The sequence below is a fragment of the Bradyrhizobium sp. USDA 4449 genome (assembly GCF_054056275.1).
In genome coordinates, this window is sequence record NZ_JBSRYD010000001.1 from 3,809,641 (window position 1) to 3,831,423 (window position 21,783).

Genomic DNA, 21,783 nt, shown 5'->3' on the forward strand with positions numbered 1-21,783 from the left:
AGGCTGAGGTTGTTAATTTGTCGATGAAACGCCAAGACCGGAAGAGCGCTGTAAGGACGGTTGCAGGCCTATGATGGTCGCCCGGCTTGCTCTGTCCCCACGATTTCTCCGATCCTCTTGGTCTCCAGCTTGTCTCGTTAGGTTCGCAAATATCCGGTCGCGGCTGCAGTTTCGGGCGGAAATGCCGCGCTTATGGGGATATCGCCCCGACCGATAAGGAAAAGCTGAACCGAACTGTGGACAGTGGGTCGATCGGCCCGAATGTCCGGACATAGTAACTCCTTTGTTGCGACGCCGCTTCGCATTCGAGTGGACCCGCATGCGCATCTCGATGTCCTCAGGTGAGGTGAGCGAGATGGCGGAAGGGGTTGATGCGGCCGAGCAGGCTGAAACGGCGGTCCTCGTGGCGGGCACAGTCGGCCCGCCACATCCGGAAGGTCGCGCGGCGCTCAGTCAGCACGCCGGCAATGTCGCAGGCGGTTGCGATGCGATCGATCGGGGCCATCACAAGCCGCAAGACCGCTCGGAGGAAGCCGCTCGCGAGCGCCGCAGCGTCGTCGACGAAGGTAAAGGCGATATCGAGTGCCAGGGTTTGCATTTTGTCGATCTCCGGACTAATTTGAACAATGTTCACATGGGTAGCTTGAAAATGAACAATGTTCAAGAAGAATCGCTGTCGAACCAGAAAAAAAGTCGGCGACGGCTCCAGATCCTGGAAATCGCCCGCGGCATTATCGCAGCTAAAGGGTTGAGATCATTGAAGGTTCGGGACGTTGCCGAGGCTGCCGGCTGCTCGGTCGGCAGCGTCTACAATGAATTCGGCGATTTCGACGGGGTGATCCTGACGGTCAACCGAGGGACAGTACAGGCGCTGACTGCGCGGCTGCGCGCGGTTCCGGCCGAGGATCCGGTTGGGCAGCTCTATGGTCTGGCTGAGACTTATCTCGAATTCTTCTCCGCGAACGCAAATTTGCTGCGCTCGTTGTTCGAGCATCGGATGGAGGACGATCGTCCTTATCCCGACGACATTCTTCAGATGGTCATGGACGCCTTTTCCCTGATGCATCCGCCTTTGGTGCGGGTGTTACCGCGTGCGGACGACGTGAAGATCGCGCTGCTGTCGCGCACGTTGTTTTCGGCGGTGCACGGCATCATCTCGCTCGGCCTCGAAGAACGCATGGTTGCCGTGCCGCCGCAGATGCTGCGCCAGCAGGTTACGCAGTTTCTCGACACGCATCTTCTGGGTCTCGGGATCCGGCCGGCACGCTAACGGCGAAGCGTGCCGTCAAGCGCGAGCCGCTTCCCGTCTCGCCGCCACGAGGATGATTTCCGGTTTCCCATTGTCGACCTGAACCCGGTTGCGCCCCTTCTCCTTGGCGCGATAGCAGGCGGCATCCGCCCGACGCATCGCCTCTTCGAGCGTCGTGTTGCCATCGACGATGCAGGCAACGCCGATGCTGGCGGTCACCGCAAAGCAGCGATCGTCCCAGGCGAAGCTGAACAGCTCGAGCGACCGCCGCAGCCGTTCGGCGATGTCCATTGCGTCGTATGGAGCGCATTGCGGCAGGATCAATCCGAATTCGTCACCCCCGAGCCGGGCAACCAGATCGCGCGTTCGCCGGTTCTGCTGCAGCAATTGCGCGACCTGGCAGAGCAGCCGGTCGCCCGCGAGATGGCCGCAGCTGTCGTTGACGCCCTTGAATTGATCGAGGTCGAGCAGGAGCAGGCAGAGCGAACCTTCGTTGTGACCATCGAGCTCGCTTTGCAGGCGGGCCTCGAAAGCTCGCCGGTTGGCGATGCCGGTCAGCCAGTCATGCGAGGCCTGGAAGGCGAGCCGCTCTTTTTCGGCATGCAGCGCATCCTCGAATGCCTGGCGCTGCAGCACCAGTCGCCTCGTGAGCCAGATCAGCAGCAGGATCAAGGTCGCGGCGGTGGCGATGTTAAGCCATATCAGCGTCAGCTTGATGGCGCGGGAGCCTTCGCCCAGCACCGTCGAGAACCGTTCGGCATGCCCCGTGAATTGCCTGTTCAGCTCGGAGAGCCGCGACGACAGGAATTGCACGCGATCGCCGTCCCGAATGGGACCGTCCCTTAGCTCGCTCTTGATGACCTCACCGAAGACGCCGAGCTCCAGCAGCATTGGATCGGTGGCGGCCCATTCCCGGATCGCTTCGCGAAGGAAGCTGACCTGGTTGAAATGGCGGAACAGCCAGATCAGCCCGGGAACGTCATCGGGGTGGTTGCCGCCCTGCAGGAAACCGATGCGCGCGAGCTCAACATCGACGGGATCGCGCTCGAGCGCCCATCTCGCATATTCGTCGCCGATGGGGACCGCGAGCGAGGTCCGGTATTGCGCGAACTGGCCGGCGTTGCCCGAATGCAGATAGAGATTGAGGAAATAGACGGCGTTCTTTTGCGAGCGCGACCACATCGCCTCGCCCGCGACATAGGCTCGGACCGATGACATGACTTCCAGGCTGAAGCCCGCGATCATCGCTTGCAGCACGACGACCATGACGAACGGCGACACAAGCTTGATGACGTGAAGGAAGCTGCCTTCCTTCGCCGACGTTGTTGTTCTGCGAAACACTCTGCGTTCCCCAAATCCACTCAACGATCCCGACGGAGCGTCGGCTGATAACGCGGATTACGCGGGAATGCTGCTTAACTCGACCTAGAATGGTGAAGTGACCGTGACTCAGGGTGAAAGGGCCATGAAGCCGATGCGCGCAGATCGTCGCAAATGCTACCGAGCCGGAACTTGCGCGGCACTGTCACGCATTCGGCCTTCGCGATTAACCCGATCGAGAGAGTTTCAGCCTGGCGTCAGACCAGCACCGGCTGACGCACGCGGCCGGCATCGCCGAACACGCGCAGATAGCGCTCGATCTCGGAGGGCACGCCGGTTGCTTTCTCCGGATTGTCGGAGAGCTTGACGGCGGGACGTCCGTCGACCGACGACACCTTGCAGACCAGGGAGATCGGATCGAGATTGAACGTGCCATCCGGTGCGCAGCCGACGAAGTCGTTGGTGAGGTTGGTGCCCCAGCCGAACGAGAGCCGCACGCGGCCGGCGAAGTGGTGATAGGTCTCCTCGATCGAGCCGACATCCATCGCGTCGGAGAAGACCAGCAGCTTGTCCTTGGGATTGCGACCCTTCTTCTGCCACCATGCGACGATCTCTTCGCCGGCCTGGATCGCCGGCGCGCTGTCGGGCCGGAAGCCGGTCCAGTCGGCCACCCATTCCGGTGCGTCGCGCAGAAAGGCCTTCGTGCCGAACGCGTCAGGCAGCGCAATCAGCAGATTGCCCCCATAGGTCTGGCGCCACTGGTCGAGAATGCGATAGGGCGCCCAGCGCAACTCCTCGTCGTCCTTGGCCAGCGCGGCCGCGACCATCGGCAGCTCATGCGCATTGGTACCAATTGCCTCGAGATCGTTGTCCATCGCAAGCAGCACATTGGACGTGCCGATGAAGGACGGCCCCAACCCTTCCTTCACCGCTTCGACGCACCAGCGCTGCCAGAGATAGCCGTGACGGCGGCGCGTGCCGAAGTCCGAAAGCTTCAAGTTCTCCAGCGCGCGCAGCCGCTCGACCTTGGTCCACAGCTTGGCCTTGGCGCGGGCATAGAGCACGTCGAGCTCGAACCGGCCGCGGCCCTTCATCGCCGCGCGCGAGCGCAATTCGTTGAGGATGGCGAGCGCCGGAATCTCCCACATCGTGGTGTGGGTCCACGGCCCGTGGAAATGCAGCTCGTACTGGCCCTCGACCCTGCGCAACTCGTATTCGGGAAGGCGGAATTCGGCCAGCCAGCGGATGAAGTCCGCCGAGAACATGTGAGTCTTGCCGTAGAAGGTGTTACCGGCAAGCCAGATCAGCTCTTTCTTGGTGAAGCGGATGGTGCGGGCATGGTCGAGCTGGGCCCGCAACTCGCCCTCGTCGATGATCTCGGCAAGCCGCACATGGCGCGAGCGATTGATGACCGAGAACGTTACTTGCTGATTCGGGTACGATTCTCGAATCATCTGTAACATCAACAGCTTATAGAAGTCGGTATCGAGCAGGCTGCGGATGATGGGGTCCAGCCGCCAGCTGTGATTGTAGGTCCGGCTCGCAATGTCGGTCATCGTCATGGCCGAATTCTAGCGTGGTCGCGCGCGCCCAACCAGTGGGTTTGGCGAAGGGCAGGCCCCCGCACCGGAAGGGCGCAACGAACGTCGCCGCGCGCCGTATTCAGCTGCCGGCGCTCGCTGCAACGGACTCGAGCTGATTCCTGATCCAGCGATGCGCCGGGTCTTTCTGATATCGCTGGTGCCACACCATGAACATGGGCAACTCCGCCAGCGTGCGCGTGCGTGAGGCCAGTGGAATCCGCGCATGGGCGAAGCCCCGCATGACGCCGGGGGCGAGCAGGCTCGGCATGCTCGCCAGCATCTGCGAGCCGCGCAGGAAGGACGGCACGCCGGAGAAGCTCGGGACGGAGATGGCGATGTCGCGGTGAAATCCGTTCGCGGCGAGCCGGCGATCGAAATCGAGCCGTTCGTTGTCAGTGTAGACCACGGTGATGTGGCGCGCCGCGAGATAAGCGCCGCGATCGTTTGGCGCGGCACGGGTCTTGGGATCAAAATAACAAACGTAATGATCGCTCAGCAGTCGTTTCTGCACGATGTCGATGCCGGACGGCGGCAGCGGCGTGATCAGGAGATCGCAGCGATTTTCGCGCAGCATTCCGGGGGAGGGCGACTGCGAGAGGATCACGCGCAGGTTCAGGCTTTTCACCTGAGCGGCGACATGGTCGAAGAAGTGCGGCAGCAGCAAGTCGCGTTGGAAATCGTTGGCGGCGATCGTCAGCGAAAGCTGCGCGCTTGCCGGCTCGAACGTGACGCCGCCGGCAAAGCCGCGCATCTCATCGATCAGCGCGCGCGCCTTCGCGGCCAAGGCCTGGGCATGGGCAGTCGCGACGATGCCGCGGCCTGATTTGGCGAACAGAGGATCGCCGGCGATCCGCCGGAGCTTGTTCAACCCGTGACTGACGGCCGACTGCGTCAGGCCGAGACGCGTCGCCGCCGCTGTCACCGAGCCTTCCTCCAGCACGGCCAGGAACAGTTCGAGCGCATGGCCATCGAGGGCCAAATGATCGATTTTCTTCATGTAATGCATTATAATTGATCTATTTATTCGGAGAATAGGCGGGCCCATGATCCTGTCAACAGGTCGCGCCGGACTGGTCGCGGCCGCAGGGAGAGACAACGCCGATGAATGCCCAGGCGCCAGCCTCAAGGGATCCCCGCCTCAACAGCCCCGAGCCATTCACGCCGCGTGATGGCGGCTTCTTCCAGCGCGACCGCACGATCCATCCACCCGCCTTCGCGCCGGGCTACAAATCCTCGGTGCTGCGCTCGCCGCGCCAGGCGCTGCTCTCGATCGAGAACTCGGTCTCCGAGATCACCGGGCCGGTGTTCGGCCACAACGATCTCGGTCCGCTCGACAACGATCTGATCCGCAATTACGCCAAGGACGGCGATCCCGTCGGCGAGCGCATCATCGTCCACGGCCGCGTGCTGGACGAGACCGGCCGTGGTGTCCCGAATACGCTGGTCGAGTTCTGGCAGGCCAATGCCGGGGGCCGCTACCGGCACAAGAAGGACACATATCTCGCGCCTGTCGATCCCAATTTCGGCGGCTGCGGCCGCGCGCTGACCGACGATACCGGCTACTATTACTTCCGCACCGTGAAGCCCGGGCCCTACCCCTGGCGCAATTTCGTCAACAGCTGGCGTCCTGCCCATATCCACTTCTCGGTGTTTGGCTCAGGCTTCGCGCAGCGGCTGATCACGCAGATGTATTTCGAGGGCGATCCCCTGATTCCGATTTGTCCGATCCTGACGACGATCCCGGACAAGGACGCGTTGGATCGCCTGGTGGCGCCGCTCGACCTCAACGCCTCGATCCCGCTCGACTCGCTCGCCTACCGCTTCGACATCGTGCTGCGTGGTCAGCGCTCCACCTATTTCGAGAATCGCCCGGAGGGGAACTGAGCCATGCCGCAGCCGCTCAACTATCTCAAGGAAACCGCGTCACAGACCGCTGGCCCCTATGTCCATATCGGCCTGATCCCGGCCATGGCAGGCTTCGACATCTTCGAGAAGAATTTTTCCAACGTGCTGGTGACACCGGATACGCAAGGCGAGCGCATCACGCTGGAGGGCAGGGTCATCGACGGCAGCGGCTCGCCGCTGCGCGACGTCTTGCTCGAAATCTGGCAGGCCAATGCGGCGGGCCGCTACAATCATCCGGCCGATCGCTCCGCCGGCGCAGTCGGCGATGACTTTCGTGGCTGGGGTCGCGCCGGCTCTGATTTCGAGAGCGGGCTGGTGACGTTCGAGACCATCAAGCCGGGTGCGATCGTCGACAGGGCAGGGCGCAAATGCGCTCCGCACGTCAACGTCTGGATCGTCGCCCGCGGCATTAATATCGGCCTCAACACGCGGCTCTATTTCTCCGATGAGGAAGCTGCGAATGCCGCCGACCCGGTGCTCAATCTGGTCGAGCCACCGGTGCGTCGCAAGACGCTGATCGCCACTCGTAGCGAGCGTGCCGGCAAGGTCGTGTATTCCTTCACGATCAATTTGCAGGGGCCGGAGGAGACGGTCTTCTTCGACGTCTGAAGTCTGGCGATCGCCGCAGGGTCATTCCACCCGGTCGCCTCGACCCATCCCACCGCGCGGGGTGAACTGTTCGGCAATCGTTGTCTCGCGCGCCCGGGGTCGGTCAGAGGGGGCGCGCCCCACCTTTGGCTTCAGTCCCGCCAAATCGATGAATACGTCTGCCTGCCGCCGCAGCTCGTCGGCGACCATTGGTGGTTGGCTGGCAAGCGTGGAGACAACGGTCACGCGGACCCCGCGGCGTTGCACCGCTTCCACCAACGGACGAAAATCCCCGTCGCCCGAGAACAGCACGATGTGATTCACGTGGCGGGCGAGTTCCATCGCGTTGACGGTGAGTTCGACATCCATGCTGCCCTTCATCTTGCGGCGGCCGGTGGTGGCGTCCACGAACTCCTTGGCGGGTTTGGTGACGACAGTGTAACCGTTATAGTCAAGCCAATCGATCAAGGGCCGGATCGATGAATATTCCTGATCCTCCAGGACGGTCGTGTAGTAGAAGGCTCGCAGCAGGTTACCTCCGCCCCGAAATTCGCTGAGCAGACGTCTGTAATCGAGATCGAAGCCGAGTGCCTTTGCGGTCGCGTGGAGATTGGCGCCATCGATGAAGAGTGCGATCTTCTCAAACGAAGACATAGTGCACGGATCTCCGGTTCTGCCAGGGGCCGCAGGTTCACCCCCTGAAGGGTGTGTGCCTGCCGAAAAACACTGAGGTCGCGATGGCTTTACTGAAAAGGCGGCGCAGACGGCCGGACAGGGTGTGGCCGTCATGCGCCAAGTGGAGGGAGGCTAAGGCGACCGACGCCAGGGCGCCGAATGGATCCACGTTAAGGCGTCCGCATTCCGTGCTCAATTGTACGGAAGTAAACGGCGCCTAATCCCAAGGATTCGATCCTCTATACCAAGGTAGATGGACGCGGCGGCAATAGTCGCCCTTGCGAGAATCGCGGTGTTGCGCTCGACGTATCTGTGCGCCGCAGCTTTTTGCGCGTGCTCGCCACTGCACCGCAGGATTATCGCCGCCGCTTCGGTTCCTCTCCGGTTCCTCGGTGCGACCAAAGTCGAGCCAGTGGGCCCACGCCGAATGGGAACCGAATCGCCTTCCCGATCTTTGCTTCGATGAATCTCTCGCGGAGGGTTTGCCATGGGCAAGCTGCAAGAGCGCGAAACCGTCCCTGACGTCTACAATCTGTTTCTCGCCGCCGTCCTCTTCATATCGCCGTGGTTGTTCAAGCTGACCAACAGCCTGGGCAAGGTCGACCTCTGGGTTACGAGCGCAATCATCGTCGTGCTGTCGCTGGCAGCGATGATCGCCTATCGGGACTGGGAGGAATGGATCAACGTTCTGATGGGCGTCTGGCTCATCGCGTCGCCCTGGCTGCTCGGATTTCCGCATACGCGGGCGATGCATCTGAGCATCGGCTTCGGCATCTTCATCGTGCTCCTGGCGCTGCTCGATCTCTTCCTGCATTACGAGAAGCGCCATCCGGACGAAGCATCGGCCGGGTCCGCGGAACGAGCGCACCAATAGAGCGCGGATCAGCCTTCAGCGCCGTGAAGCTGCGCCCGAAAAGCGCGTGGTGACAGCCCGGTCGCGGCGGCATAGACCCGGCTGAAATAGGCGGGATCCTCGAAGCCGAGCGCGTAGGCGATCGTCGAGACGGGCAGGTTGGTATAGACGAGATTGCGCCGCGCCTCGCGAACCAGCCGATTCAGGATCAGATGCGAGGCTGTGTCGCCGGTCGCCGCGCGCGTGATGCGGTTGAGATGGGTTGGCGTGATCGCCAGCGCGTCGGCGTAGTCCGCCACCGTCCAGCGCTCGAGATGATGTTGTTCGAGCAGGGCTTCGAAGCGACGGAACAGGTTCGATTCGGAGTTGCCGCTGCTGCCGCTGTCACGCGTGAGGGCACGTGCCACGAGGCCGATCATGGCCGCCGACAATGCGCGCAGCACATGCGCGCGGCCGAAATCGCGCGCGGCGTGTTCGGCAAAGATCTGCTTCATGACGGCGCGGATCTGCGGCGTGCCGCGCACCACGCCGGATCGCGACAACACGCTGCGCAGGCCTTCGGCGGCCAGCAGCGCTTCGTCGAGCATTTCCGCAGCGATGGTCAAGACCCAGCCCTCGGTGCCGGGCACGAAGCTGAAGCCGTGGACATGGCCGACCGGCACGTTGACGATCTGCATCGGCTTCAACGGCACCGCGCGCCCGTCGAGCGTTGCTTCCCCGCCGCCGCGCTCGATCAGCAGCACCTGGTGCAGCCGGGCATGCCGGTGCACGGCAAGTGTCCAGTCGTGCAGCACCGAGCGCGACGCAATGGTCTCGCAATGGACGACGTCAGGCAGGTCGCCGGCTTCGCCGAACAGATTATAGACCCGGATGGCCGGGGTGGGGACTGCGGTTCTCATGTGCGAATAGTACAAGACAAAGGCCGATCCCTCCATCGGTCCGGGCCCGGTGATCTGCAAAAAATGCCGGATGGAGGACGGAAAAATGAAAGTTCAGGTCTGCATCATCGGCGGTGGGCCGTCCGGGCTGCTGCTGTCCCAGCTCCTGCACCTGAAGGGCATCGACACCGTCGTGCTGGAGAAATACAGCCGCGACCACGTCCTGGCCCGCATCCGCGCCGGCGTGCTCGAGCACGGGTTTGCCAGGTTGATGCGCGAGGCGCAATGCGGCGAGCGGATGGACCGCGAGGGTGAGATCCATAACGGATTCGAGATCGCTCATGACGGGGTCCTCTCCCATATCGATCTGCACAAGCATTCCGGCGGCAATTCGGTACTGGTCTACGGCCAGACCGAGCTGACGCGTGACCTCTACGAGGCGCGGGATCGCCTCGGCGGCAAAGTCGTGCACGATGCCGAGGACGTGACACCGCATGAACTGACGTCGGACAGGCCGTACGTCACGTACCGGTCGAACAGCCAGACGATCCGCATCGATTGCGACTACATCGTCGGCGCCGACGGCTTTCACGGTGTCAGCCGCAAATCGATCCCGAAGGATGTGCTGCGCGAATACGAGAAGGTCTATCCGTTCGGCTGGTTGGGAGTGCTGTCGCGTACCAAGCCGGTCTCGCCGGAGCTGATCTATGTGAAGCACGAACGCGGCTTTGCGCTGTGCTCGCTGCGCTCGCAGGTGCTGAGCCGGTATTACGTCCAGGTGCCGCTGACCGACAAGGTCGAGGGCTGGTCGGACGATGCGTTCTGGGCCGAGCTGAAGCGTCGTCTGCCTGATGACGTCGCCGCGCGGCTGGTCACCGGCCCCTCGGTCGAGAAGAGCATCGCGCCCCTGCGCAGCTTCGTCGCCGAGCCGATGAGCTATGGCCGCCTGTTCCTTGCCGGCGATGCCGCCCACATCGTGCCGCCGACCGGCGCACGCGGGCTGAACAGCGCCGGCTCCGACATCTATTATCTCTACCACGCCATGCTCGCGCATTATCGGGATGGCGACGATTCCGGGCTGAAGGGCTATTCCGCCAAGGCGCTGGCGCGGATCTGGAAGGCGCAGCGATTTTCGTGGTGGATGACGATGATGTTGCACCGTTTTCCCGATCGTTCCGAATACGAAGATCGGCTCCAGCAGACCGAGCTGGAATATCTGTTGTCGTCAGACACGGCGCAGCGGTTGCTTGCGGAGAATTATGTGGGACTGCCGTTCTAGGAGACGCCCTACTTCCCTTCCAGCGCATTCACCGGCGTCCAGTCCGGCGGCGGTGGTTTCTCAGCCAATAGCCGGGCACGCCCGGCGAAATATCGGCTTGGCGGATCGTCGCAGGCGACGCTTTCGAACAGTTCGGCCGCTTTGGCAAAGTCGCGCGCGCGCCAGCATTCCAGTGCTCGGGCGTAAGTCGCCGCGCGGATGCCTTGGTTCGGTGTTGCCCGGTTCTTCTCTGCCAACGGCTCGTACACCCTGATCGGTTCGTCGCGCCCCTGCACCCTGACGATGTCGAGCTCGCGCCAGGTATAGGCGCTGCGGCTCTGGTTCATGGTCATCTCCGACGCCATGATCACCGTGCCAAAATATTTGTTGGCGCCTTCGAGCCGCGAGGCGAGGTTTACGGTATCGCTCATGACGGTGTAGTTGAAGCGCCGGCGCGAGCCGATATTGCCGACCACGGCTTCGCCGCTGTTCAGTCCGATGCGGTGGGCGAGGCCGCGGCCCCGGAACGCGGGATGGCTTTCGTTGAGCTCTTCCAGCCGATCGCGGCATCGAAGCGCGGCCGCGACCGCGTTCCGTGCGTGATCGGGATCGTCGGCGGGCGCGCCGAACATGGCGACGACGGAATCGCCGATATATTTGTCGACATAGCCGCCATGGCTTTCGATGATATCGGTCATGGCCGACAGATAATCGTTCATCAGTGCGACGAGCTCGCCGGGCGTCATCTTCTCGGCAATCGAGGAGAAGCCGCTGACGTCGGAGAAGAACATGGTGATGTCACGCGTCTCTCCGCCGAGCACCGGCATCTTGCCGGACGCGACCATGCCGTCGATCACCTCCGGTGCGAGGTAGAACGCGAAGCTCTTGCGCAGGAAACGCTCTTCGCGGTCGGCGATCATGAAGCGGTAACCGATCATCATGGCGAGCGCGGCGAGACTCGCCAGAACGGGTTCCGTCAGAGGCAGTGCAAGCGCATGGACGAACGTGCCGACGGCGACGGCGGTATAGAGGACGCAGAGCACGAACCAGGTCGTCAGGGCGCCGCTCGGCGCCAGCATGCAGGCCGCGCAGGCAATGATTGCCGCGAAGATGATCGTCAGCACGGTGCGCAGTGGGAATCCTAACTCGGTGACGGCATCATGCTCGAGCAGATTTCGCACGACCGTGGCGTGGACGAACACGCCGGCGACCGCACTGTGGGCTCCCTGCGCGGAGCTCGCCGGCGCGGGCAGCGCGCATCGCGCCGTCGGCGCCCCGTCATATCCACCGGCCAGGTGCATCGAGGTCAGCTTGCGGTCCTCGAAATTGAGGATGCTGCCGAGCAGCACGATCTTGCCGTCGAAGGCATGGCGGAAGAAGTCGGCGTCTCCCTTTTCGACGCAGGCGCGCAGATCGGCGAAGGAATAGGCAGGGATGTCGCGGCCCATGCCGCGGAAGTTGGGGGCGAGCGTGTTGGGCACCGTGCTTGGAATCGCGTAGCCGGACAGTTCCGTTACGCCGGTCGGTCCGGTCTCAGGCTTGGCGCCGAGCGACCTTGCGGCAAGTTCGACGGCCATTGCGGGCACCGGCCGACCCTCGATGGAAAAGCTCAGTGGCATCCGCCGGATCACGTGGTCGGGGTCGGTATCGACGTTGAGCGCGCGGATGTTGCCGTTCACGGCCAGTTGCTGCGCGTGATCGGGCCTGTCCGGATGATCATTGCTGAGAATCTCGCCGAGCACGAGCTTGCCGCTGTCGGAGAGCCGCCTGAGCGCGATCAGATAGTCGCGGTCAAATCCCTTCACCCGGCTGCCGAACGATGCATCGCCGAAGGGAATTTCTGATTGCTCGATCGAGCTTGGAAAGATCACGTCGAACCCGATGACCTTGGCGCCACCCGCGGTGATGCTGTTGAGTACCCGGGCGATTTCACGGGTCCAGGTCTGGGTCGGTGATCCCTTGAAAGGCGGCGTCTCGTAGGTCGCTCCGTCAATGGCGACGACGACGACCGGCGATGTCGCGGGATCACGGTGATCGCCGATCAGGGTCCAGCGCAAGGCCGTGAGGATGTCGAGCGAAAGTCCTTGCAGTCTCTGGAACGGGGGGGACGCAAAAGCCGCGCCCGTGACGAGCGCGATCAGGATCGCCGCAACGATGTCCCGTCGTCCGATCCGCCGCATCGTTGTGCCGCGGGCCGTCTATTCGAGCCGCAGCAGACGTCCGACGATCGGCGTCGGCGATGCGGTGGCGCTGCCGTCGACCTGGAACGTGTAGCGTTTGGCGCCGAGCTTCGCGAGATAGCTGCCGCCAGCGGTCAGCGACTTGCCGGCTTTCGAAAGGTCGTAGAATTTTCTGGCGACCAGGATGTCACTCTTGAGCGGCAGGGTGATCGTGGGTTCCTTGCCATCGGTGCGTTCGATCACCAGGGTGCTGCCAGCCTTGGCCTGAATCAGCGGCGCGACACCGTAGATCGTCGGCAACTTTGCCGGCGGGGCGTTGGCGTCGGCTCGCAAGCTGCGGAACGTGGTCGCTGCGCTCTGGTTCGCCTCGCGCTCGGAGAGCTGGGCGGCGTTGGCGTCGCACGGCACCTTGGCGCGCTCGACCTTGCCGAGCTGCACGGTGCTCTGCTCAGTGCCGACCAGGACGACGCCTTCGGTGATGGTCTCGCGCAGACAGGATTTCAGGTAGCTGAGCGTGATGCCCGCCTTGGGGCCGAGCTTGATGATCTTGCCGGGCGCCACATAGTCCATGAATTCGACGCCGTCGACCTTGCCCTGCACATCCTCGACGATGGCGGCCGGGCTCTCCGCGATGGCGGGGGCCGTGAGGCAAAACACGCCGACGACGGCGCCGATCAGGCTTCTCATGTCTCTCTCTTCCAGTTCGAACGATATGCCACTGATCCAGATGCCCATAATCCACGCCCCAGCGCGAGCCTAGCGGGGATGGTCCAGACCAATGTGATGAAAGTCAGCCTTGCTATTGGTGCCCCCCTGGCACGAACAGGTTCAAATCTCTGATGGCAGAAAATAGCGCCCTGGCAAAGGGTTACTCTCTAAGCATGTCAATCCGCCGCGGCGGATTCGGGGGCGCGATCCAGCTTCGGACCTTTCCCCGTCACTCCCGATATGAAGGGTATCGAGCCGGCCTGGGATTTCTGCAATGACGCCGCAGTGTGCCCCGCGATCGCTCATCCCAGCGTGACGAGGCGATGCTCGACGATCTCTTCGCGCGCTGTACGATGGAGCGTGAGCGTCACGTCCAAGGCGAATTCTTGCAAGCCCTCGGGCTTCCGTCGAGCGCGCCCGCACACAGGGTCGAAGCGCTCGAACCTGCAGACGACGGCATCGAATTGTTTCGAGTTTGCCGCCGGCCTTGCGCATGCCGCGCCGGTAATTTGACGAAATGGCTTTGCCGGGTGTTAACCGTGGCGGAATACGCGTCATATCAGTCATTGTCGCGCCCCAGAGTTGGTCGCAAATACGTTTGAATTTCGCGACGGATGTTTTGCATGCTCAGGGACGGCAAATACGCTGCCTGGTTCAGGACGCAGCGCGGCCAAGGCACAGGCCTTGTCGAATTGGTAGAAGGGCGGATCTCTGGGCGCGATAGTTTCTTCACGTATGGCGGCACCTATCAGGTCGATCAGCAGCGCTTCACGGCCGTGCTGACCGTGAAACGGCACGCAGAAGGTAATACGAGCGTATTTGGTCCTGATGAAGTCGAGGCTAGTCTTTCCGGCGAATGCAACGGCGCAGTGGCGACGTGCTGGGGGACGGCAAGGCAGGCACCTGACGTCAGGTTCGAGTGCACGCTGATCTACAGCCAGGATGACTCGGTAGCCGCCGACGCCAAATGCGCGGTCGTGAAGCTCAACGCCGACAAATTGCCGAAGGGGCCCGATGGTCGGTCGCGGCTCCGGCCGCCCTTCTCGTCCGGACCACTGGGATCGGTGTGATCAACAGCCAGATCGGCTACATGCCTTGGCGCGCAAGTCGACCGGCGTCGAACGCCAGAAACGCGTCGTTCACCACCGACGTACAAGCCAGGCCTGCACTCCAACAAAAATGATGTCCGGCTTATCTCAGCGGATGCGCCGTCTGATGCCAGGCCCAGGCGGTGCGGATCACGGTCGGTAGGTCGGAATGGCGCGGCACGAAGTCCAGCACCTTTCGCGCAGCCGTGGGGTCGGCGACCAGATAGGTCGGATCGCCGGCGCGGCGCGGCTTCACGGTGTGCGGCACCTCGCGCCCGGTCTCCTGCTTGATCGCGGTGAGGATTTCGCGCACCGAAAAGCCCGAGCCCGTGCCCAGATTGAAGCTGCCGCCGACATGTCCTGATTCCAGCAGTTTCAATGCAGCGACATGAGCCGCGGCGAGGTCGGTGACGTGGATATAGTCTCGGATCGCGGTGCCGTCGGGCGTGTCGTAGTCGTCGCCGAACACCGCGAACTCGGCGTGGCCCTGCAACGCCATCATGGCGCGCGGAATGAGGTGCGTCTCGTTGTCACGCAATTCGCCGATGCCGCCGGCCGGATCGGCGCCGCTGGCATTGAAATAGCGCAGGCAGAACGCACCGAAGCCGTAAGCCGCGCGATAATCGGCGAGCATGCGCTCGATCATCCATTTCGAAGCGCCGTAGGGGTTGATCGGTGCACAGGGGAAATCTTCGGACAGCGCCTTGGAATCGGCATTGCCATAAACGGCGCCGGTCGAGGAGAAGACGATGCGATGGCAGCCCGCGTTGCGCATCGCCCGGAGCAGCGACAACGTGCCCTGGACGTTGTTGATGTAATATTTCTGCGGATCGGTCATGGACTCGCCGACGAGACTCGCCGCCGCGAAGTGCATCACCGCCGTGACCGAGTGGTCGGCGAAGGTGCGCGCCAGCGTCGCGCCATCGAGCAGATCGCCCGTCACCAGCTCTCCGGCGACGAAGCTGCGATGCCCTGTTGTCAGATTGTCATAAACGACGGGCCGATAGCCGGCAGCGGCAAGCGCGCGGCAGGCGTGCGAGCCAATATAGCCGGCGCCTCCCGTGACGAGGATAGTCGGTCGATCTGTCATATTCCCTTACCCCAACGCAAAAGCAGCGATCATCCAGGCCAAACTTGCACAAGCAGCGCTATCGAGAGCCACTCTGGTTCCTTGCGCGCAAGCGCGCCGAGCGGCCGCGTGCGAGGGGTATTCCAGCAGGAATATGGCCTGGATAAGAGGCTGTCGCCGCAACACCAACGGATCGAAGCTCGAGCAGCCTCAACCGAATCCCCTCCGGTATCAAGAAATCTGGGCGCGCCCCCGGCAAGCACACACTGAAGCATAGAGTGATCGGCTCCCCACGCAAGCGGGTTGATTGGCAGCCCACGACCCTAGGGTAGTTCGGTGACTGCCTCCCGACGCACCGATAAAGCGGGGGGAACTGGCGCGCCCGAAGGTGTGATTTGCCGCCTGTCCCATGAGCAGGTGACATTCCTCGCCAAACGGCTGTTCGAGGAAAGCGAACGCATGCTTTGCAAGGGGTTCACTTGGGAGGTTCGTGGCTGCTCTGGCCGGCTTGTTAGCGTAACTGCCCGGGAGATGGGCCGATCGACGTGATGTTGGCGAAGGTTGGTTTGCGGCGGGTGAACTGGTTCGATGGAACCGACGTTCGAGCCCTGCTCGCGGGAAAGCGCGATGACGTCTATGATTTCGTTGGAGGATGTTGCGAACCCGAGCAGCTTACAAATACGTACCTTCACGGGTTATCTTTGCGGCGCTGAGGCAAGTGTTGGACTGTGTTGATTTACCTGTTCGCGTCGCGTGATGCCGATCAAGACAAACCGTCTCGGCCTTACCAGGTGGTTGTTGGGAATTTCAGATGAGAGACAAAGACAGCTATAGCGACAAAGAGGTCCAAAAGCGCTTCGAGGCTGTGCTACGCGGCGCACTCAAGACGTCGCCGAAGCCGCCGATGGAAAAACCAAAATCACGAGAGGCGAAGCCGCCTTGCGCGCCAGCGCAGAAACCGGCGCGCAATCCGCCATAGATCTCGCCTGCCTTCGCGGCTGAAATTTGCGCGGATGATTGAAGGATGTCGCCGTGGGCGTGCCGTCGATATGGAAGCTACGGGCAGCGCCGCCACGTTCAACGCGTCAGAACGGCCTTCTTGTGGTGAGCGGCAGCGCGGGCTTTGTTGACGCCTTCCTTGCGGCCGATGAACGTCTCATCGGCCTCAACGACCTTGCCGCCGCTACCCAAAAAAGGGACCATGAGACCGCCAGCGCGCGTGGCCTCGCGGATTCGGTGAACAAGGAACCATGCGGTTTTGCAGGTGACGCCAAGAGAACGGTGGAGCTGATGAGCGCTCATGTTCTTCTTGCTCGATGCCATCAGGTAGAAGCCCTCAAGCTAGACGTTGAACATGACGTGGCTCGACCCCCATTACGCTCTTGGTCGTGATGGTGAAGTCCTTGTAAACGCGTTTTCGTGCGACTTGCCTGCGGATAAACGCGCTCGCCGCCCCAGCGCAGACCCTCAAGGTACTTCCTGACGTCGCCGTGGTTCTGAAAGTGCGGCGCCTTGAACTGGGACATGCGGCCGCCTCGAATTGGGCCTTGCCGTGAATTACCCGGCGGTTGGGAAGGGCCTGCCCAACTCGCCCCTCGGAACGCGAGCGAAAGCGCGTCTCAGATTTAGCTTCAATTGACCATCCCTCAGCGAAAAGGTCGCGGGGTCGCGCTGCAGCAACTATCCCTTTAAGGCTGAAATCTAGGCTGGGTCCGATAACAAGGAATGGACAGGGACATGCCTCAGATCTGGATGACTTATGACGAACTCGGAACGCTCTGCGATTGCAGCAGCGATGAAGCGAGGGTGCGAGCCATTCACCTGTCGCTCGATCGCAAGAAAAGCCGCGACGGGGCAACGCGCGTCAAGCTGGACCTGGCGCTCACGGCTAAATTCCTGTCGTCCGTCCGCGAGGCGGACTTTGATCTGGACGGCGCGATCCTAGCTCTCCAGGCCACGCACCGGCAGATGGCTGAGCTCCTAGCGCCAAATGAGGCCTATGGCCGGCGCGGCCTGGCGTAAGCCGCACACCTTGCGTTTCGACCAAACTGGCCTGTGTGGTCGCTCGCCGAAATTCGCCCGATAGTCTGGTGCCAGGGTGAGCGCCATGAGCGGGCCCATGATTGGGCCCCGCGCACGGCTGTTGGGGGCGTCCGGATTCTCCGATCTGCTGATCAAGCGAAGCAACGAAATGCCTCCGAACGACGGCCTGGATCGGGGAAGTAGAGAGACCTATGATACGAGAAGACGCTGACTTTTCACGGTCACTCTTCGGGCCTGCCATCCCGGAGGGGCTGCTCATTTCGCGGTCCAATGGAGCTGGCAAAATACGCCGACGCCGCATCGCCATGCGTGGGCGACCCATCGCGGCGCCCCTATTTCGTCGAAGTTCTCGCAAATAAGATAGCGCAAGATCAATCTCGGAGCCAGCATGAAGCAGTCCGTAGCCCTGGCTTTTGCCGCCGCTCTCTTATTTCACACCGATGCCCGGGCTATGCTCCTCGACGCGTCGATCGAACACGATCTCTGCAGGGTCAAGAAGTCGTTCGAAGCCATAGCGCTCTCGCATAGCGAACAGGCGACCGATGCCAGAACAGCCCGAGCGGCGGTGCGCGAGGCGGAAACTCCTTTGAATTGAATCTTCTGGCTGCAGGATGAGGCGGCACCCGGCTCTAGGCCCCAAGCGGGCTCCGCGAGATTGTTACTGCTGGCGGCTGATCCCCATCTCGCGCTGCAGCTGCGGTGAGAGGCCCATCGCGCCCTCGGTCCGACCCTGACCGGTGCCTAAGTTCCGAGGGACTGGGGTCGAGGAGCCGCCTGATCCTACGGATGTTGTGCTCGAGGTGGATGAGCTCGAAGTGGTCCCAGAGTAACCTCCAGTGTAACCGCTGCGGATGGCGTTCGAGGAGGTTCCTTGGGCTGCCACCGACATAGATGTTCCGATCGACAGTGCTACGCCCACAAGCAGCCGACTTTTGGTGGTCATGAGTCCAATCCTCAAATCAGTCAGCAGCTTCGATTCTGTGCCGCTGCAGAAACTGGCTTCGGGACTTTGCTGCCCCACCCGATGATTTGGACTAGGACGGCGGTCTTGGCAAGAAGGCAAGTATCGTCTGAGCCAAGAGGACGCCCGCGGTGCCGCCGGCGGCCTTTTGCAGTACGTCGAGCAGAGCTGGGTCTCGATCGGGCGTCAGCGCTTGCAGCAGCTCCAAACCGACAGCTACCGACACGACCAACGCGCAGGCTCGGCCAAAGCGTCCAGGCAAGAGAAAAGAGAAAAGAAACCCCAGCAAACAATAGGCGCTGAACCTCTCCATGACCACGACCCAGAAGGCCTCAGAATGACCTATGAGCACCGGCCTTGCCGCCAACTTCGCCAGTGTGGCGTATGTTATCAGGGCGAGGCAAACGCCGGCCGCAGCGATGAATGGTTTGCGAAGCATACGGACTGCATATACCAGTTTACGCTTGGCCGACCGACAATCCGTTCGCTATCGTTAAGGCTTGGGCGCAGGAATTGCAGGCGGGGCAATAACGCTCACAGTCAACCGCCCCTGCGACCGCGTGCCGCGACTCTGGGCATCTGAGCGATATTTCCGCCGCGGGGCTGTACCAAAAACTGTGGAGGTTGCGACGGTCGGGAAGCACGAATGTAGGGCTCCCATTTGAGATATTTCGTACGACGCCGACGTGAGACCGCGGCACGCGTTCCGTACCCGGCGGCGAACGAAATCGCAACGACGAGAGCAATAAGCAAGACACCGAGCATACGGAATCCACCAAGAGAGAGCAGCTCGTGATCGGATATCGGAGCCGAGCAACATACATAAGGCAGCTTTGCGGACTTGGCGTGGCTGGTGATCACATGAATTTGCCTGCAAGTCTTGGAACTTTTAGGCCCCCGCATACGGTCTTGTATGACAAACCGTTTGGCGCCTGTTCAAAAGCAACTCGCTTGGAATCTTCGTCGCGCTTTCGCCAGCGGAGTTCGGGAGGGCCGAAACTCGGCAAAATCCATCGTAGTGCCATTCGCTTATCGTTCAGCCCCATATCGCCTGGAATTCGGCCGCATCGCATGCGCGATTCATCCAGGATCAGGGTCATGCGCCGCTCCGAGTTCGCCGTCGACTTTGCAGCGGCCGCAAACCCGCGGTCCGACAGTTCGTCGAGACTTGCCGCCGCGAGCAGGTTACCGGCGAGCCCACCCGCAGCCATGTGCCCGGCAGCGCGCGACCGAGCAGGCATCATGGCTGCGACCCTTAAGCACGAGGGCCACAAGGGATGGTTTCGGCCGTGCTGCTTTCATCCGGCCCGCACGGGGTAAGAAGGATCCCCTGGAGCACTAACCTTCGGGCTGCTAAGACAAGGAAGCTGATCGCTGACCTAGCCCTATGTGGGTGTGTTCTGGCGGGCCGATAGGGCCGAGGAAACAGGCGCGTAGTTAACGGCGCAGAGGGCGTCGTACCCGATTCAGCTTGGCTGATAGGAGCCCGCATAAGCTCGGCTGTCCGGCCGGACTATCACCGAGAGCCGCAACACCACGAAAGCAACGTCGTAGAAGGCCTGAGGTCGAGGCTGCTAGCCCCTCTTGTCAGCCTTCGACTTGAGGAACAGGCCGAGGCGCAGGGCCATGCGCTTGACGGCACTGGGCGTGCGCCCGAGCTGCTTTGCTGCCTCTTCCAGCGAGATTGAAGACTTCGCCAACTCCATGAGCCTGCGGTCTTCCTTGAATGACCAGGGCTTGCGCGCCATAACCGGAATGATCCTCTTCGCATCAACACAACGACAAAGCCGCCAAGCGGACCCATTCGCTCAGCGGCTTTGCTTGGGTGGGGCCGAGCCTTGGGGGAGCCCGGTGTGAAGAATGCATAGGCGATCTGAAAAAGCGCGCAACAAGCACTGCGAATTAAGCTAACCGCTCAACCTTACCTGGGGCGAAGTTAGTCCTCGGGGTACCGTACAACCACGGGAGTTGTCGGTGAAGCTCTGCCCGCGCGCAGTTGGCCTTTGGAGAATTTTCGAAAGCGTCTCAATCTACGTGATGGGTCATATGTGCGCTCAGCCCGGCAGTCGCGGCCGGCCGACATCGCAGCCACAATGGAATACTATGTGCTCGGAACCGCTGCGCGAGTAAGAAACACCAGATGAAAATAGATTTTGGCACTGTGGTTGTGCTGGTCGTGGCGCTTCACGCCTGGAGCGGGCGGGGACGGGCTAACGACGAGGTGCCCACACCTCCAATTGCCAGGGACAGGCCAGCGGTTCTTCTCCCGACAGTTTGGTTTCGCGTGAGGACTGGAAGCGCTGGACTGAAAACGCGCGCAAGCGCGCCAAGCAGGCGCGTCGGGACTGGCAACTCAATGCGCCGCACTGCCCGATCCGCCGGAGAAGATTGCTACTGAGCGTGTGCTCCGTGACGATACGTTGCAGCCGGGAGATATCGTCTCGACAGACAAAGGTTTCTTTCAGTATCGCGGACGATCTGGAGCAGACGGCGAGAGCGCGGATTTCGTGCCGATAGCTCGGGCAAGCTTGATTGCACGACAGTTCTTCCGCGTCGCGCTCTTGTGTTGAATGCCACCCAGCGAAGCGCATCGAGTCGTCGCCTCGAATTTTCATCGTCGCAACGAACTTGACAGAGAATTGTTCCACCACACGTGCAGCAGCTTCGCCGTCTGTTTCTGGATGATTATCCTTCTCTCACTATGATACGCGTCACGAGACCGTCGAATTCATTCGGCTATGATCACGTAAACGAACAGGGTGAATTCGTAGATGCTTCAAAAAACCTTGGCGGCAGTGCCTTTTACCAAAATTCGAGAACGGGCGTTCGAAGGTGCTTTCTTCAGCGTGGCGTTGGTCGCGATGGCAGGCTGGCTCTATTTCATAACACTAGTGCTGGTGAGATTGGTCGTGTGGCTCCTCGGTTGAGCGCACGCGAATGATCGATCCTCAACCATGTTGCTGCCTAAAATTTCTCGCGCCTGACGACAAAATCAGCAGCATTCATCATCATGTCGACACAACTGCACGATGAGATCTGCTGCGTCTGGGAAGGAAGCGTTCCGCAATGGAAGATTTCCCAATGCCAATCTTGATCGTGACCGTGTTCCTGATCTTCTTCGCCGGCTTCGGCGTTGGCTACGCCGTGCGCGCTTCGCGATCGCGCAAGCGCAAGCACATCCGCCAGCTTTACGCGCCCTACGGGCCCTCTGCAGCACGGCCAGCGACGCGGCGTGCCTTCTGAAGGTGTGAAATCCAAGTGAGATCCTGTCTCGGTTGGCATGTATGTGAAGAACAGACGATTGAGGAGGGCGGTGAGGGAGGGTAACCACGTCGGGTTAGGTTAAAAGGGGAGCCGCCGTTGTTTGCCGGGTTGGTGTGGCTCGGTTGCCCATGGTTTTTTTTCAGGCAGTGATTTGCATCCGC

At 61.7% G+C, this 21,783-nt stretch carries 21 protein-coding genes and 1 pseudogene; 10 read left to right on the forward strand and 12 right to left on the reverse strand.

What is annotated here, in order from left to right; translation table 11 throughout:
* The first annotated feature begins 649 nt into the window (after positions 1–649).
* Positions 650–1,270: a TetR/AcrR family transcriptional regulator gene (locus ACVIIW_RS17680; RefSeq protein ID WP_456705187.1), complete on the forward strand. Its 621-nt coding sequence runs from the start codon at positions 650–652 to the stop codon at positions 1,268–1,270.
* Positions 1,271–1,285: 15 nt separating this feature from the next.
* On the opposite strand, the gene ACVIIW_RS17685 is transcribed toward ACVIIW_RS17680, so the two are convergent.
* From ACVIIW_RS17685 to ACVIIW_RS17695, 3 genes are all read right to left on the reverse strand, one after another.
* Positions 1,286–2,590, reverse strand: a complete 1,305-nt coding sequence (locus tag ACVIIW_RS17685) for a GGDEF domain-containing protein (protein WP_456701880.1) — start codon at positions 2,588–2,590, stop codon at positions 1,286–1,288.
* A 236-nt stretch (positions 2,591–2,826) separates the two neighbouring features.
* Positions 2,827–4,131 (reverse strand): nicotinate phosphoribosyltransferase, encoded by a 1,305-nt coding sequence (gene pncB, locus ACVIIW_RS17690; protein ID WP_456701881.1) that lies wholly within the window; start codon positions 4,129–4,131, stop codon positions 2,827–2,829.
* A 100-nt stretch (positions 4,132–4,231) separates the two neighbouring features.
* Positions 4,232–5,158, reverse strand: a complete 927-nt coding sequence (locus ACVIIW_RS17695) for a LysR family transcriptional regulator (protein WP_456701882.1) — start codon at positions 5,156–5,158, stop codon at positions 4,232–4,234.
* Between the two features lie 95 nt (positions 5,159–5,253).
* On the opposite strand from ACVIIW_RS17695, the gene pcaH reads away from it, so the two are divergent.
* Positions 5,254–6,036 carry a protocatechuate 3,4-dioxygenase subunit beta gene (gene pcaH, locus ACVIIW_RS17700; RefSeq protein WP_456701883.1) on the forward strand — a complete coding sequence of 261 codons (783 nt, stop codon included), beginning with the start codon at positions 5,254–5,256 and terminating at the stop codon, positions 6,034–6,036.
* Positions 6,037–6,039: 3 nt separating this feature from the next.
* Positions 6,040–6,666 (forward strand): protocatechuate 3,4-dioxygenase subunit alpha, encoded by a 627-nt coding sequence (gene pcaG, locus ACVIIW_RS17705; RefSeq protein ID WP_456701884.1) that lies wholly within the window; start codon positions 6,040–6,042, stop codon positions 6,664–6,666.
* A 21-nt stretch (positions 6,667–6,687) separates the two neighbouring features.
* Here pcaG and ACVIIW_RS17710 read toward each other — a convergent pair whose 3' ends face one another.
* Positions 6,688–7,299: a LabA-like NYN domain-containing protein gene (locus ACVIIW_RS17710; RefSeq protein ID WP_456701885.1), complete on the reverse strand. Its 612-nt coding sequence runs from the start codon at positions 7,297–7,299 to the stop codon at positions 6,688–6,690.
* 508 nt (positions 7,300–7,807) lie between these two features.
* Here ACVIIW_RS17710 and ACVIIW_RS17715 point away from each other — a divergent pair.
* Complete coding sequence (locus tag ACVIIW_RS17715) at positions 7,808–8,194, forward strand: SPW repeat protein (protein WP_456701886.1); 387 nt, start codon at positions 7,808–7,810, stop codon at positions 8,192–8,194.
* Positions 8,195–8,202: 8 nt separating this feature from the next.
* On the opposite strand, the gene ACVIIW_RS17720 is transcribed toward ACVIIW_RS17715, so the two are convergent.
* Positions 8,203–9,108 (reverse strand): helix-turn-helix domain-containing protein, encoded by a 906-nt coding sequence (locus tag ACVIIW_RS17720; RefSeq protein ID WP_456701887.1) that lies wholly within the window; start codon positions 9,106–9,108, stop codon positions 8,203–8,205.
* 49 nt (positions 9,109–9,157) lie between these two features.
* Here ACVIIW_RS17720 and pobA point away from each other — a divergent pair, with 49 nt between their 5' ends.
* A complete protein-coding gene (pobA, locus tag ACVIIW_RS17725; protein WP_456701888.1) occupies positions 9,158–10,330 on the forward strand; it encodes a 4-hydroxybenzoate 3-monooxygenase in 1,173 nt (390 codons plus the stop codon).
* 8 nt (positions 10,331–10,338) lie between these two features.
* Here the strand turns inward: pobA and ACVIIW_RS17730 are convergent, their stop codons facing one another.
* Together ACVIIW_RS17730 and ACVIIW_RS17735 are read right to left on the reverse strand one after the other, a co-directional pair.
* On the reverse strand, positions 10,339–12,489 hold the full coding sequence (locus ACVIIW_RS17730; protein WP_456701889.1) for a CHASE2 domain-containing protein: 2,151 nt from the start codon (positions 12,487–12,489) through the stop codon (positions 10,339–10,341).
* Positions 12,490–12,507: 18 nt separating this feature from the next.
* Positions 12,508–13,176 carry a hypothetical protein gene (locus ACVIIW_RS17735; protein ID WP_456701890.1) on the reverse strand — a complete coding sequence of 223 codons (669 nt, stop codon included), beginning with the start codon at positions 13,174–13,176 and terminating at the stop codon, positions 12,508–12,510.
* 644 nt (positions 13,177–13,820) lie between these two features.
* On the opposite strand from ACVIIW_RS17735, the gene ACVIIW_RS17740 reads away from it, so the two are divergent.
* Entirely contained in the window at positions 13,821–14,267 is a 447-nt protein-coding gene (locus ACVIIW_RS17740) for a hypothetical protein (RefSeq protein WP_456701891.1), read from the forward strand.
* Positions 14,268–14,388: 121 nt separating this feature from the next.
* Here the strand turns inward: ACVIIW_RS17740 and galE are convergent, their stop codons facing one another.
* Together galE and ACVIIW_RS17750 are read right to left on the reverse strand one after the other, a co-directional pair.
* The gene (galE, locus tag ACVIIW_RS17745) at positions 14,389–15,375 is read right to left on the reverse strand and encodes a UDP-glucose 4-epimerase GalE (protein WP_456701892.1); all 987 of its coding nucleotides are present in this window, start codon (positions 15,373–15,375) and stop codon (positions 14,389–14,391) included.
* Between the two features lie 964 nt (positions 15,376–16,339).
* Positions 16,340–16,880, reverse strand: a pseudogene (locus tag ACVIIW_RS17750) (IS1595 family transposase); the annotation flags it as partial.
* A gap of 211 nt (positions 16,881–17,091) precedes the next feature.
* Between ACVIIW_RS17750 and ACVIIW_RS17755 the strand changes: the two are divergent.
* Positions 17,092–17,376, forward strand: coding sequence for a hypothetical protein (locus ACVIIW_RS17755; RefSeq protein WP_456701893.1), 285 nt, complete (start codon positions 17,092–17,094; stop codon positions 17,374–17,376).
* 409 nt (positions 17,377–17,785) lie between these two features.
* A complete protein-coding gene (locus ACVIIW_RS17760; protein ID WP_456701894.1) occupies positions 17,786–17,992 on the forward strand; it encodes a hypothetical protein in 207 nt (68 codons plus the stop codon).
* A 439-nt stretch (positions 17,993–18,431) separates the two neighbouring features.
* Here ACVIIW_RS17760 and ACVIIW_RS17765 read toward each other — a convergent pair whose 3' ends face one another.
* From ACVIIW_RS17765 to ACVIIW_RS17775, 3 genes are all read right to left on the reverse strand, one after another.
* Positions 18,432–18,797 (reverse strand): VanZ family protein, encoded by a 366-nt coding sequence (locus tag ACVIIW_RS17765; protein ID WP_456701895.1) that lies wholly within the window; start codon positions 18,795–18,797, stop codon positions 18,432–18,434.
* Between the two features lie 418 nt (positions 18,798–19,215).
* Positions 19,216–19,458: a hypothetical protein gene (locus ACVIIW_RS17770; RefSeq protein ID WP_456701896.1), complete on the reverse strand. Its 243-nt coding sequence runs from the start codon at positions 19,456–19,458 to the stop codon at positions 19,216–19,218.
* Between the two features lie 474 nt (positions 19,459–19,932).
* On the reverse strand, positions 19,933–20,106 hold the full coding sequence (locus ACVIIW_RS17775) for a hypothetical protein (protein WP_456701897.1): 174 nt from the start codon (positions 20,104–20,106) through the stop codon (positions 19,933–19,935).
* 1,023 nt (positions 20,107–21,129) lie between these two features.
* Between ACVIIW_RS17775 and ACVIIW_RS17780 the strand changes: the two genes are divergently transcribed.
* Together ACVIIW_RS17780 and ACVIIW_RS17785 are read left to right on the forward strand one after the other, a co-directional pair.
* Positions 21,130–21,285 (forward strand): hypothetical protein, encoded by a 156-nt coding sequence (locus ACVIIW_RS17780; RefSeq protein WP_456701898.1) that lies wholly within the window; start codon positions 21,130–21,132, stop codon positions 21,283–21,285.
* Positions 21,286–21,439: 154 nt separating this feature from the next.
* Complete coding sequence (locus tag ACVIIW_RS17785; protein WP_456701899.1) at positions 21,440–21,601, forward strand: hypothetical protein; 162 nt, start codon at positions 21,440–21,442, stop codon at positions 21,599–21,601.
* Positions 21,602–21,783: the final 182 nt, after the last annotated feature.